Source organism: Rhizobacter sp. SG703 (genome assembly GCF_012275445.1).
Taxonomy (GTDB): Bacteria; Pseudomonadota; Gammaproteobacteria; order Burkholderiales; family Burkholderiaceae_C; genus Rhizobacter.
Window position 1 is genome coordinate 87531 of the sequence record NZ_JAAZQK010000002.1, and the last position, 13533, is coordinate 101063.

Here is a 13533-nt window from a genome sequence, read left to right on the forward strand (position 1 = left end):
CGCGCGGCCATGAAGCTGATCGCTGCATCGGCCGGATCGGGCACCGCTGCCGCCGCAGCCACCAACGCCACAACCGCCACGCGCCGCGACAAGCTGCGCCTGGGCGACGTGCTGCTCGCGCAGCGCCTGATCTCCGAAGAGCAGCTCGCGCAGGCGCTCGACCTGCAGAACACCAGCGGCCGCAAGCTCGGCCGCGTGCTGATCGAGCGCGGCGCACTGACCGAGGAAGCCCTGGCCCATGCGCTGGCCCGCCAGTTGCGCGCGCCGGTGGTCAACCTGAACAGCTACCCGTTGAAGGGCGAGCTGGTGCGCCAGCTCGGCGAGGCCGCGGCGCGGCGCCACCGCGCGATCGTGCTCGACGACCGCGGCGACCACCTGCTGGTGGCGTTCTCCGATCCGCTCGACCTGACGGCCCACGACGACGTGGCCCGGCTGCTGAAGCGCAGCATCCAGGTCGCCGTGGTGCCCGAAAGCCAGCTGACGCCGGCGTTCGACCGCCACTACCGCCGCACCGATGAAATCTCCGGCCTGGCGAAGGCGCTCGAGAAAGACATCGGCGATGCGGTCGATTTCGGCGCGCTGCAGGAATCGGTCGGCCAGGAGGGCGCACCGGTCGTGCGGCTGCTGCAGTCGGTGTTCGAGGACGCGATGATGATCGGCGCGTCCGACGTGCACCTCGAGCCGCAGGAGAACGAGCTGCTGATCCGCAGCCGCATCGACGGCGTGCTCCAGACGCAGACGCAGGCCGACAAGCGCATCGCCGGCGCGCTGACGCAGCGCCTGAAGCTGATGGCCAACCTCGACATCTCCGAGAAACGCCTGCCGCAGGACGGCCGCTTCACGCTGCGGCTGCGCGGCCGCACGGTCGACGTGCGGCTGTCGACACTGCCCAGCCAGTACGGCGAATCGGTCGTGATGCGGCTGCTCGGCCAGGGCAGCGAGGTGCGGCGGCTCGACGAGATCGGCATGCCGGCCGACATGCTGGCGCGCTTTCGCGCGCTGCTCGGCCGCAGCACCGGCACCGTGCTGGTCACCGGCCCGACCGGCTCGGGCAAGACGACCACGCTGTACGCCGCGCTCGCCGAGCTCGACGCGAGCAGCCAGAAGATCATCACGGTCGAAGACCCGGTGGAGTACCGGCTGCCCGGGCTGACGCAGGTGCAGGTCAACGACAAGATCGACCTCAGCTTCGCCCGCGTGCTGCGCGCGACGCTGCGCCAGGACCCCGACGTGATCCTGGTCGGCGAGATGCGCGACACCGAGACTGCCGAGATCGGCTTGCGCGCGGCGATCACCGGCCACCTGGTGCTGTCGACGCTGCACACCCGCGATGCCGCCAGCACGCCGTACCGGCTGCTCGACATGGGCGTGCCGCCCTTCATGGTCGCGACCGCGCTGCAGGCGGTGGTCGCGCAGCGCCTGGTGCGCCGCAACTGCAGCCAGTGCGCGCGCCTGCACGACGCATCGCCGCAAGAGGCCGCCTGGCTCGGCCTGATGACCGGCGACGGCGCGCTGGCGACCCGGCGCGGCCGCGGCTGCCTGGCCTGCAACGGCACCGGCTACGCCGGGCGGCTCGGCGTCTACGAGATGCTCGAGATGGACGCCGCGCTGGCGCAGACCGCCACCCACGGCGACCCGGCCACCTTCCTGGCCGCGGCGCGCGCGCGCATGCACGGCCGCACGCTCGCGCACCGGGCCGCCGACCTGGTCCGTGCCGGCCAGACCTCGGTCGCCGAGGCGATGCGGCTGACCAGCGAGTTCGACACGGAGTCCTGAGATGGATCGCTTCAACTGGAAGGGGCGCAACGTGCGCGGCGAGCTGATCACCGGCACGCTGAACGCCGGCAGCGAAGCGGCGGTCGCCGACCAGTTGCTGGCCGGCGGCGTGACGCCGGTGACCATCGCACCGAATGCCGACCTCGTGGCACTCGCGCGACCGTCGTGGTGGCAGGCGCTGCGCGGCCAGCCGATCACGTCCGAGGACACGCTGGTGCTGGCCCGCCAGCTGCATTCGCTGCTGCGCGCCGGCGTGCCGCTGCTGCGTGCACTGGCGGGCCTGCAGGCCTCGTCGATCAAGCCGGCGCTGTCGCTGATGCTGGCCGACGTGCGCGCCTCGCTCGACCAGGGCCGCGAGCTGTCGGCCGCGATGGCACGCCACCCACGGGCGTTCTCCGGCTTCTTCGTCGCGATGACGCGGGTCGGCGAAATGACCGGCCGGTTGCCGGAGGTGTTCCAGCGCCTGGCCGAGCACATCGAGTTCGAGACGGACATCCGCGCCCGCATCGGCCAGGCGCTGCGCTACCCGGCGATGGTGATGGTGGCGATGGGCATCGCGCTGGTGGTCATCAACCTCTTCGTGCTGCCGACCTTCGCGTCGGTGTTCGCCGGCTTCAAGACGCAGCTGCCGCTGATGACGCGCGTGCTGCTCGGCTTCTCGGCGTTCACGCTCGCGTGGTGGCCGGCGCTGCTGGTCGCGGGCTCGGGCGGGTTCGTCGCGCTGCGCAGCTGGCTGGCCACGCCGGACGGCCGCTACCGCTGGGACCGCCTGAAGCTGCGGCTGCCGATCGTCGGGACCATCGTGCTGAAGGCCACGCTGGCCCGTTTCGCACGCAGCTTCGCGCTCGCGTCGCGCAGCGGCATTCCACTGAGCCAGGCGATGACGGTGGTCGCGCAGACGGTGGACAACGCCTGGATCGCCAGCCGCATCGAGCAGATGCGCGACGGCGTCGAGCGCGGCGGCACGCTGTCGCGCTGCGCGGCGGCCAGCGGCATCTTCACGCCGGTGGTGCTGCAGATGATCGCGGTCGGCGAAGAAACCGGCGAGCTCGACACGCTGCTGGTCGAGGTGGCCGGCATGTACGAGCGCGAGACCGCCTACGGCATCAAGAACCTGGCCGGCGCGATCGAGCCGCTGCTGCTGCTGGTGATCGCCGGCCTGGTGCTGGTGCTGGCCCTCGGCGTCTTCCTGCCGCTGTGGAACCTCGGCCAGGCCGCCCTCGGCAAGCCCGGTTGATCTGTACCCCTCCAGCAGCACCACCCCTCTCCGATAAGTCCGGCATGAGCACCCTGACCTTCCGCCCCACCCGCGAGACCGGCCTGTCGCTGATCGAGCTGGTCGTGTTCATGGTGGTGCTCAGCGCCGCGCTGGCCGGCGTGCTGCGGGTGTTCATCCAGGCCGGTGCGCACAGCGCCGACCCGCTGCAACGGCGCCAGGCGCTGGCGATCGCCGAATCGCTGCTCGAGGAGATCGAGCTGATGCCGTACACCTGGTGCGACCCGGACGACGCCAACGCAGCCGCGACCGTGGTCAGCACGGCCGGTTGTGCAAGCCTCCCCGAAGCGATGGGACCGGAGACGGGCGAGACCCGCTTCGCATCGCCGCAGTTCGACAACGTCAACGACTACAACGGCTACGCGATGAACGGCATCGTCGACATCACGAACACGCCGGTCGCCGCGCTGTCGGGCTATTCGGCCGCGGTGACGGTGGCGGCAGCGGCGCTCGGCAACAGCTTCTACCCGCTGACGGCCGCCAACAACGTGGTGCTGAAGATCACCGTCACCGTCACCAGCCCCGATGGCAACAGCCTCGCCCTCGACGGCTACAGGAGCTTCCATGCACCGTCACCGGCCCTGTGACGCGGCCGCCCGCAGCCGCGGCTTCACGCTGTTCGAGGCGGTGATCGTGATCGCGATCACCGGCGTGCTGGCCGGCATCGTCGCGAACTTCATCGTGCTGCCGGTGCGGCTCTACCTGTCGACCGTCGCGCGCGCCGGCCTGGTGGAGGCGGCCGATACCGCGCTGCGCCGCATCGCGCGCGACCTGCGCGCCGCGCTGCCGAACAGCGTGCGGGTCAACGCCTCGGGGCTGGCGGTCGAGCTGATCCCGACCACCGGCATCGCCCGCTACCGCACCGAAGGCAGCGACGCCCTCGTGTTCGGCAGCATCGACACCTCGTTCGACCTGATCGGGCCGGCGCTGACGCTGAAGAGCGCGCAGCAGCTGGTCTTCTTCAACCTCGGCAGCGGCATCACCGGCTCGGACGCCTACGCACCGAACGGCACGGCCACCGAGCAGGCGGACTCGAACCGCCGCACCGCGACCAATGCCGCCGGGCCGGCGACGGCGATCACGATGAGTTCGCTGGCGGGCCTGCCGCTGATGGACTTCGCGTCGCCGTACCGCGTGTTCGCGGTCGACACCCCCGTGACCTACCGCTGCGACCTGGGTGCCGGAACCGTGACGCGCTACAGCGGCTACGGCTTCCAGGCCAGCCAGCCGGACCCGCCCACCGGGGGCGCGTCGAGCGTGCTGGCCACCGGCGTCACCGCCTGCCGCTTTGCCTACGACAGCGCGGTCGTCGCGATGAGCGCCGGACTGGTGAGCCTGCAGCTCACGCTCGCCACCACCAGCACCTCCGGCACCGAAAGCATCACGCTGCACCATGAAGCCCATGTCGACAACGCGCCCTGAACGCGGCGCGGGCCGCCGCACGACGCACACCGGCTTCACGATGGTGTCGGTCGTGTTCATCCTGGTCGTGCTGGCCGCGCTCGGCGCGGCACTGGCCTCGGTGAGCCGGCAGCAGCACCTGGCCGGCGCGGCCGAGCTGCAGTCGGCGCGGGCCTACCAGGCGGCGCGGGCCGGGCTGGAGTGGTGGGCGTACTGGCAGCGCAAGGTCGGCGGTGCGACGGGCGCCTGCATGGCCACCAACAGCATCGTGCCCGGCGGCAACCTGGCGGGCTTCACCGTGACGCTGACCTGTTCGCGCACGCCGGGCACGGCCCCGGACACGGCCAGCGACGGCGCCACCGCGCTGACCTTCTGGACCGTGGTCGCCAACGCCTGCAACGCGCCGACCAACGGCATCTGCCCGGCCACCGACGCCGTCGGCGAGACCTATGTCGAGCGGCAACTCACCTGGACGCTCGTGCGATGAAGCTCCCGCTGCGCCTGTTGCTCCTTCTGGCGGTGGCCTGCACGGCATGGCCCTCGCATGCCGCTGACACCACCAAGCCCTGGATCACATCGGCATCCACCACCCGCTGCGGCAGCGTCGAAGCCGACGTGCTGTTTTCCGAACAGGTCACCGACGCCAGCGCACAGGCGGCAGCCAACTACGCGTTGAGCGGTGGAGCGACCATCCAATCGGCGACGCTGCTGGCCGACAAGCGCACGGTGCACCTGACGTTGTCGTCCCCACCCGTCGGCAGCCAGGCCCTGACCGTCAACAACGTGGCCGACCTGGCCGGCAACACCATTGCGGCCAACGCGCAGGTGAGCGTGCCTTTCCGGGCGGCACCACTCGCCGGACTCGTCGGAACCTACTACGACCAGAACGGCACGGCCGCTGCCTACTTCACCGGCAAGACGCTCACCCGCCTCGACAGCACGATCGATTTCGACTGGTCCAGCGGCTCTCCGGACAGCAGCATCCCGGCAGATCAGTTCTCGGTCCGCTGGACCGGCCTGATCCTGGTGCCCACCTCCGGCACCTACGATTTCGAGCTCGTCGCCGACAACGGCGTGCGGCTGTACGTGAACGATGCCGAGATCATTTCCCACTGGTTGACCGTCAGCAACACCTACTACGCCACCGTCACCGGCCTGACGGCAGGCAACTACATCCCCTTGACACTGGAGTTCTACGAGGAGAGCGGCATCGCCGTGAGCAAGCTGCGCTGGAAACCTCCCGGATCGTCCAGCTACGTCACGGTCCCCGCCAGCAACCTGTTCCACTGCCAGAACGAAGCGCTCTCGCTCAACCACTTCAACATCAGCGCCAGCGGCAGCCAGTCCACCTGCGCGCCGGCCAGCGTGTCGATCACCGCGATCGACAACACCGGCAACACCTACGTCGACTACGCCGGCAGCATCACGCTCGGCACCTCGACCGGACGCGGCGACTGGAGCGCCGGCGGCTCGCCGGCGCCCGTCGGCACGCTCGACAACGGCAGCGCGAACGACGGCGCGGCGAGCTACGCCTTCAATGCCAGCGACGCCGGCATCGTCAAGCTCAAGCTTGCCGAAACGCTGGCCCAGGACGTCGTCGTCACCGTGACCAACGCCCTGGTTTCCGGCGCGTCGGCGTCGAACACGCTGGCCTTTCGCGACAACGCCTTCACCTTCGCCGAAGACGCCTCCAACAAGATCAGCGGCAGCGATGTCGCGGTCGCGGGCCGTCCGCACGACTACACCGCCTCGCTGATCCGCAAGGACCCGAGCACCGGCAGTTGCGGTGTCGCGACCGACTACACCGGCAGCCGCGCGCTGAAGATGTGGCGCACCGACAGCAACGGCACCTGGACGGCCCCGACCGTGTCCGCGACAAGCATCCCCTCGTCGCAACCCGCGTCGAACAACCTGACGCTGAGCTTCACGTCCGGCGTGGCGAGTTTCATGCTCGACACCACCGACATCGGCCGCTACGGCCTCAACCTGCAGGACGACACCCCGAGCCAGACGAGCTCGACCGTCAGCGGCAGCAGCAACACCCTGACGGTGCGACCGTTCGCGATCGTCGTGCAGGGATTGACGCAGGGCAGCAATGGCAACCCGGGTGGATCGAGCAGCACCGACGGCATGTTCGCCAAGGCCGGTGTCAACTTCCAGGCCACGGTGGGCGCCTATCGATGGACCGCCGCGATGAAGAGCAACGGCACCGACGCCAACGACGACGGCCTGCCGGACAGCAGCGCCACGCTCGCGAACACCACCGCCGGTCTTCTCGCGCCGTCGTTCTCCAGCACCGTCACGCTGTCGACCGTGAGCGGCAGCCAGACGCCCGCGGGCGGAATACTGGGCACCTTGAGCGGCGGCAGCATCACCGGCTTCAGTGGCGGCAGCGCGACGGCGACGATGCAGTACTCCGAAGTGGGAAGCTTCCTGTTCGCGACGACCAGCGTGGTAAGCAACTTCATCGGCAGCGGCCTGTCGCTGACTCCCACGGTGTTCAACGCCTCCGGCGCCCAGTCGGCGCGCGTCGGGCGCTTCACGCCCGCCGGTTTCACCGTCGGCACGGTTTCGCTGACGAACCGGTCCGACATCACCTGCGCCTCCAGCAAGAACTTCACCTACCTCGGCCAGAATTTCCAGCTGAAGTTCACGCTGACCGCGGTCAACGGCGCCGGGGTGAGGACCAAGAACTACACCGGCCTCTTTGCCATGCTGGACGTGACGTCGGCCACCGCATGGCAACTCGGCGGCGTCGACGGCAGCACCCGCTTCCTGACCTCCGGCAGTTCGCCTCGCCTGGCGCTCGGGACCTCCAGCGGCGCCTGGGGCACCGGATCGTCGGGCGGCACCGCGTCGAACGTGACCCTGGTGGCGGCAGCGCAGCGCGGCGCCACCCCTGACGGGCCGTTCACCGCAAGCTTCGGCATTGCGCCGGTCGACAGCGACGGCGTCGCGATGAGCAGCTACAACCTCGACACCGACACCGTCAGCGGCTACGACCGCACGCTGCTGACCACCGTGCCCTTGCGGTACGGCAGGCTGAAGCTGTCCAACGCCGTCGGCTCGCAGGGCCGCGTGCTGAACATGCCGCTGACGGCGCAGTACTGGATGGACGGCAGCTTCCAGACCAACACGTCGGACCACTGCACCTCGGTGCCGCCGGCGAGCGTGAGCTTCGGCAACCATCGCAAGACGCTGACCGCGGCCGACACGACGCTGACCAACAGCAGCATCCTGGTCGCCAACGGCGTCACCACGCTGTTGCTGGCCGCGCCGTCCGGCAACCACAGCGGCACGGTCGACGTCGCACTCAGCCTCGACACCGTCGCCGACAACGCCTGCCTGCAGCCATGGACCCCCGGCAAGGCGGCGACGGCAGGCGCCGGCCTCGCTTTCCTGCGGGGCGGCTGGTGCGGCAGCGGCTACGACAAGGACCCTGCCGCACGCGCCGCCTTCGGCGTGTTCCACGGCACCGACCGGCTGGTCGACCAACGCGAGAACTACTGACATGCTCTGGACCTGGCGCAAGCCCGCCCCCACCGACTCGATGGCGCTCGCCTTCGAAGGCTCGCAGCTCGTCTTCGCCCACCTGGCCGACGGCGACGGCGCCGCCATGCCGCGGCGCGTGCTGCGTTGCGGCACGCTGCCGTTCGACGCCGAGCGGCCGCAGGACCTGGGCCGGCAGCTGCGCGCGCTCGGGCTGCCGATGCGTTCGATCGTCGCGCTGCTGCCGCTCGACCAGTGCCCACTGCTGCAGATCGAGGCTCCCGCGGTGCCGCCCGAGGAACTGAAATCGGCCGCGCGCTGGCGCATCAAGGACCTGGTCGACGGCCACGTCGACGACCTGACGCTGGACGTGATGCTGGTCGGCGACGGGCGGCCCCGTGCGCAGAAGCAGGCCTTCGTCGCCGCCGCGCCGACCCGCGTCATCGAGCGCATCGCGACCGTCTGCGAGTCGGCCGGGCTGCAACTCGGCGCGATCGACATCCGCGAAACAGCGCAGCGCAACCTGCAGCATGCGGTCGCCCGGGCCGCCGGCCGCACCGATCGCGCGCAGGCGCTGCTGATGAAGCACGGCGACCAGTGCCTGCTGACCATCAGCGCCGAAGGCGAGCTGTTCGTCGCACGCCGCTTCGACTGGAACGGGGCGATGGCGACGGCGCTGCCGGGCGCGCTCCAGCGGCTGTCGCAGCCCATCCCGCTGGACGGCGGCCCGGGCGGCGACACCGACCTGCCCGACTTCATCGACTACGGTGCCGAGTCGGCATTCGACGCCGCTGCCGCCGACATGCCGCGCATCGTGCTCGACCTGCAGCGCTCGCTCGACCTGTGGGAGCGCTCGTGGCCCGAGCTGCCGCTGGCCACGCTCAGCGTCGACGTCGGCGAGCAAACGGCTGCGCTGGTCGGGCTGCTGGCACGGCAGCTCAGCCTGCCGGTCACGCCCTTCGATCCGCGCCCGGCCTTCGACGGCCTGCAGCAGGCCTGCCGCGGCAACGCCGCGCTGGCGCGCCACTGCCTGCCGCTGCTCGGCGCGCTGCTGCGCGACGGCGCCCCGCTCTGAGTCGAGGCCGACGATGCCCCAACAGATCAACCTCTACCGCCCGGTCCTGCTGGCCACGCATCGGCATTTCTCCGCCCGCACCATCGCGCAATCGCTCGCGCTGGTGGTGGCCGGCACGCTCGCCGCCTGCGCCTGGGTGTCGTTCCAGCGCGCCGCGCTGGACCGCGAGCTGCAGGCGACCTCGCGGCAGCATGCGGCCGAGCGGCAATCGCTGCAGAAGGCGATCGCCGCCAACCCCGCCGCCGCGCTGCAGACCACCAGCCTCGAGCAGAGCCTGCAGGCGCTGAAGCGGCAGGTCGGCGAACGCGAGCGCCTGCTGGCCGAACTGATGCGCGGCCGCATCGTCGACGGCCGCAGCCATTCGGCGCGGCTGCGCCTGGTCGCCCGCACGGTGCCCGCCTCGGCCTGGCTCGACGAGATCGCGCTGCACGACGAGACGCTGTCGCTGTCCGGCCGCACGCTCGACCCGGCGGCGCTGAAGCCGTGGATCGCCGGCCTGTCCGATGAACCGCTGCTGGCCGGGCAGGCGCTCACCACGCTGAAGGTCGAGCAGGCGGGCGAACACTGGCGCTTCGTGCTGGTGAGATCGGGGGCGCGGCCATGAAGACCGCCGACACCTGGAAGCGCTGTGCGCGCCGCATCGATGCGCTCGGGCTGCGCGAGCGCTGCATGCTGTTCATCTCAGCGGCCACGCTGGTGGTGGCCGTGGCCGACAGCGCGCTGCTGTCGCCCGCCATCACCGAACAGAAGCGGCTGGCCGAACGCCTGAAGCGCGAACGCACCGAACTCTCGGCGCTGCGCGTGCAGCTCGATGCGGCCAGCCATGCCGGCGACGATTCGCCGCTGGCCCGCCTGCGCCGCGAGATCGCGCAGTGGCAGGCGCGGCAGCAGGCGGTCGACGCCGACATCGCGCGCCTGGGGGCCGCGAGCGGCGAGCGGCCGACGCTCTCGCAGCTGCTCGAGCGCACGCTGGCACGGCACGAGCGGCTGACGCTGGTGAAGATCGCCACCGTCGCCGCAGCGCCGGCCTCGGCCTCCGCACCGGTCTCCGCCGCGTCGGGTGGACCGGACGGCATCCGCTGGCAGGGCGTCGAACTCGGCGTCAGCGGCCGCTATGCCGACCTGGTCGACTACCTCGCCGACCTGGAACAGGCCCTGCCCGGCCTGCGCTGGGACACGCTGAAGCTCAGCGGCAGCGCGGCGGCGCCGTCGTCGCTCGCGCTGCGCCTGTCCCTGGTGGAGGTGGCGCCATGACGATCCTGCCGCTGATCCGCACCATGGCCCTCGCCGGGCTGCTGCCCGCGGCCGCGTCCACCGCCGCCGAGCCGTTGCGTGACCCGATGCAGCCGCCCGCGTCCGCGCAGCCGGCCCCGGCCGCCAGCGCACCGGGCGAGCGCGGCGACGTGGCGCCGCGCCACATCGTCGTCGTCGGCACGACCCGCCAGCTGGTCGACCAGGGCCACCGGCTGTCGGTCGGCGACCTGCTCGGCGACCGCCGCATCGAGCGCATCGACGACGACGCCGTGTGGCTGCGCGATGCGCAGGGCGTGCAGCGCGTGCCGCTGTACCCGGGCGTGACGCGCCACGCCGTCCCTGGGCCTGTTCCCTCCCACCGTCAGACGACAAAGGATGTCCCGCGATGAACCCGATCCAAGCAGTCAGGCGGCCCGGCCGCCCGGGCCTCCGCTGGATGTCCAGCCTGTGCGCAGCGCCGCTGCTGACCCTGGGGCTGGCCCTCGGGTTGTACGGTTGCGCCGACCAGCCGCTGCGCACCGCCAGCCCCAACGCCCACCTGCAGGCCGAACTCGCCGCGGCGCTCGCGCAGCGCCCGCCGTCGGCGCCGGTGTCGACGCCCGACACCCCGCCGCCGGCGCCGAAGCTGGCGATGCCCGTGCCGCCGTCCGAGGCGCGTTTCGACCTGATCGTCAACGGCGCGCAGGTGCGCGACGTGTTCCTGTCGCTGGTCACCGATTCGCGCTACAGCATGCTGATGCACCCCGACGTCGGCGGCACGATCTCAGTGACGCTGAAGGGCGTCACGATGCGCGAGGCGCTCGAATCGTTGCGCGAGGTCTACGGCTACGACTACAAGATCGACGGCCGCCGCGTCACCGTGTTCCCGCCGACGCTGCAGACGCGCATCTTCATGGTGAACTACCTGCACACCCAGCGCAGCGGGCGCAGCGACACGCGCATCAGCTCGGGCGCGTCGTCCGGCGGCGACAGCAGCAGCAACGGGAGCACGGGCGCCAACGGCGGCACCGCGTCGAACGGCGGCCGCTCGCGCGGCAGCGACACCGAAGGCAGCCAGGTGTCGACCAGCTCGAAGAGCGACTTCTGGGCCGAGACCACCGAGGCACTGCGCGCGATGGTCGGCACGGCCGCCGGCCGCAACGTGATCGCGAGCCCGCAGTCCGGCACGATCGCGGTGCGCGCGATGCCCGACGAGCTGCGCCAGGTCGATGCCTTCCTGCGCAGCACGCGGGCCTCGGTCGAGCGGCAGGTGATGCTCGAGGCGAAGATCATCGAGGTCGAGCTGCGCGACGGCTTCCAGAACGGCATCGACTGGTCGGTGCTGCGCAGCCGCTTCGCGATCGGCCAGAGCAGCGGCAGCGCCGGCAATGCGCTGGTCGGCAACGCCAACGGGCTGCCCACGCTGGCCAGCGGCGCATCGGCGCTGGCCGATGCCGTCGGCCTGCCGGTCTCGGGCAGCGGCGCGACCGGCCTCGCGATCGCGAGCGGTGGCTTCCAGTCGATCCTCGGCTTCATCGAGACCCACGGCGACGTGCAGATCCTGTCGAGCCCGCGCGTCGCGACGCTGAACAACCAGAAGGCGGTGCTGAAGGTCGGCACCGACGACTACTTCGTCACCAACGTGTCGGGCGGCAGCATCACCACCGGCAGCAGCACGAGCACCGGCACGACGACGCTGCCGACGCTGACGCTGACCGCGTTCTTCTCCGGCATCGCGCTCGACGTGACGCCGCAGATCGACGAGGCCGGCATGGTCACGCTGCACGTGCACCCGTCGGTGACCTCGGTGGTCGAGAAGACCAAGCAGATCGACCTCGGCACCATCGGCAACTACCGGCTGCCGCTGGCGTCCAGCAGCGTCAACGAGACCGACACGGTGGTGCGCATTCCCGATGGCGCGATCGTCGCGATCGGCGGGCTGATGCAGATGGAGTCGTCGCGCCAGAGCTCGGGCCTGCCCGGCGCGAGCAGCAACGCGCTGACCGGCACGCTGTTCAGCAACCGCGTCAACGCCGGCCGCAAGCGCGAGCTGGTGGTGCTGATCAAGCCGACCATCATCCGCGGCCCCGACGACTGGCAGCGGCTGACCGAGCAGAGCCGGGCGTCGCTCGACGAGATCGAAGGCCAGCGCCGCGTGATCACGCTCGACGGTTCGGCGAAGAAGCCGGCGGTGCGCTGAGCCGGGTCAGCGTGCCGGTTTGCAATGGTTTGCAATCCGGTCGAGATCCGCTCGCGAATCTGCATGCTCTCTCCCAAGTCGCTCGTCAGCATTCACCTGCCAGCCAAGCGAACCCAGGCAATCGTGCCTGTCCGCAGCGACCGGTCGTTCGAGGTGATTCCACCGGGCGGCGCAAGAGCAAGCAGTTGGCAGTAACCGCCTTTCAAAGGAAGTACCCATGAAGAAGCAATCTGGTTTCACCCTCATCGAACTCGTGATGGTCATCGTCATCCTCGGCGTGCTGGCCGTGACGGCGCTGCCGAAGTTCATCGACATGAAGTCCGATGCCCAGGCAGCGGCGCTTCAAGGCGTCGCGGGCAGTTTGAATTCCGCATTCGCCATCAACTACGCGGCCCGCTCGGCCAATGCGGCCAAGGGCGTCGCCGTGGCCAACTGCAGCGATTCCGACAACGTGCTCCAGGGGGGCGTGCCGGCCGGCTACGCCGTGGCCGCATCCGCCGTCGCCGCAGGCAGCACCTCCTCCTGCACGCTGACGCAGACCGCCACCAGCAGCACCACGACGGTCACCGCGATCGGGATCAACTGACCCATGCGTGCACCGGGCCGAGCGAGGGGGTTCACCCTGATCGAGTTGATCATGGTGATCCTGCTCATCGGCACGCTGGCGGTCATGGCCCTCCCCCGCATGGTCGACACCACGATGTGGCGACTGCAGGCTTATGGCGACCAGCTGCAGGGGCGGCTGCAATCGATGCAGCGCCTCGCCCTCTCGCAGCGCCGGCCGGTGATCGTGACGATCACCCCCACCGGGGCCAGCTTCGCGTACGTCAGCGGCACCAGCCTCGGCGCGCTCGCCTGCCCGCCGGCCGTCTCCAGCTGCATCGCCGAATCCGGCACGCGCAGCATCACCTTCAATGCCGGCAACTCCGGTCAGGCCCTGACCTCGTCGGGCAGCGCGCTGACCATCACCGTCAGCAGCGGCAGCTACACGCGCGCGTTCACGGTCGAGAACGACACCGGCGCGGTGCACTGAGCACCGGCAGCGCGCGCCGCGCGGGACAAGCCTTGTCCCGGCCGAGCGGG

The 13533-nt window shown here is 70.7% G+C and carries 13 protein-coding genes; all 13 read left to right on the plus strand.

Annotated features, from left to right (window positions below; all coding sequences use genetic code 11):
- Positions 1–9: 9 nt before the first annotated feature.
- Positions 10–1776, plus strand: coding sequence for a GspE/PulE family protein (locus FHT26_RS03380; protein ID WP_168558777.1), 1767 nt, complete (start codon positions 10–12; stop codon positions 1774–1776).
- A 1-nt stretch (position 1777) separates the two neighbouring features.
- A complete protein-coding gene (locus FHT26_RS03385) occupies positions 1778–3013 on the plus strand; it encodes a type II secretion system F family protein (protein ID WP_168558778.1) in 1236 nt (411 codons plus the stop codon).
- A gap of 44 nt (positions 3014–3057) precedes the next feature.
- Positions 3058–3639 (plus strand): PilV family protein, encoded by a 582-nt coding sequence (locus tag FHT26_RS03390; protein ID WP_168558779.1) that lies wholly within the window; start codon positions 3058–3060, stop codon positions 3637–3639.
- Complete coding sequence (locus FHT26_RS03395) at positions 3617–4474, plus strand: PulJ/GspJ family protein (RefSeq protein WP_168558780.1); 858 nt, start codon at positions 3617–3619, stop codon at positions 4472–4474. Before FHT26_RS03390 ends, FHT26_RS03395 begins: the two co-directional genes overlap by 23 nt.
- The gene (locus FHT26_RS03400) at positions 4455–4940 is read left to right on the plus strand and encodes an agglutinin biogenesis protein MshP (RefSeq protein WP_168558781.1); all 486 of its coding nucleotides are present in this window, start codon (positions 4455–4457) and stop codon (positions 4938–4940) included. The genes FHT26_RS03395 and FHT26_RS03400 overlap by 20 nt, the downstream gene beginning before the upstream one ends.
- Entirely contained in the window at positions 4937–7963 is a 3027-nt protein-coding gene (locus FHT26_RS03405; protein ID WP_168558782.1) for a PA14 domain-containing protein, read from the plus strand. The genes FHT26_RS03400 and FHT26_RS03405 overlap by 4 nt, the downstream gene beginning before the upstream one ends.
- 1 nt (position 7964) lies before the next feature.
- Positions 7965–9017: a type IV pilus biogenesis protein PilM gene (locus FHT26_RS03410; protein WP_168558783.1), complete on the plus strand. Its 1053-nt coding sequence runs from the start codon at positions 7965–7967 to the stop codon at positions 9015–9017.
- A gap of 13 nt (positions 9018–9030) precedes the next feature.
- Positions 9031–9621, plus strand: coding sequence for a PilN domain-containing protein (locus FHT26_RS03415; protein WP_168558784.1), 591 nt, complete (start codon positions 9031–9033; stop codon positions 9619–9621).
- A complete protein-coding gene (locus FHT26_RS03420; RefSeq protein WP_168558785.1) occupies positions 9618–10271 on the plus strand; it encodes a hypothetical protein in 654 nt (217 codons plus the stop codon). The genes FHT26_RS03415 and FHT26_RS03420 overlap by 4 nt, the downstream gene beginning before the upstream one ends.
- Positions 10268–10660: a hypothetical protein gene (locus FHT26_RS03425; protein WP_168558786.1), complete on the plus strand. Its 393-nt coding sequence runs from the start codon at positions 10268–10270 to the stop codon at positions 10658–10660. The genes FHT26_RS03420 and FHT26_RS03425 overlap by 4 nt, the downstream gene beginning before the upstream one ends.
- A complete protein-coding gene (locus FHT26_RS03430) occupies positions 10657–12450 on the plus strand; it encodes a pilus (MSHA type) biogenesis protein MshL (protein WP_168558787.1) in 1794 nt (597 codons plus the stop codon). The genes FHT26_RS03425 and FHT26_RS03430 overlap by 4 nt, the downstream gene beginning before the upstream one ends.
- A gap of 217 nt (positions 12451–12667) precedes the next feature.
- Positions 12668–13036, plus strand: a complete 369-nt coding sequence (locus FHT26_RS30240; RefSeq protein ID WP_168558788.1) for a type II secretion system protein — start codon at positions 12668–12670, stop codon at positions 13034–13036.
- 3 nt (positions 13037–13039) lie between these two features.
- Positions 13040–13483: a prepilin-type N-terminal cleavage/methylation domain-containing protein gene (locus FHT26_RS03440; protein WP_282597137.1), complete on the plus strand. Its 444-nt coding sequence runs from the start codon at positions 13040–13042 to the stop codon at positions 13481–13483.
- Positions 13484–13533 lie beyond the last annotated feature (50 nt).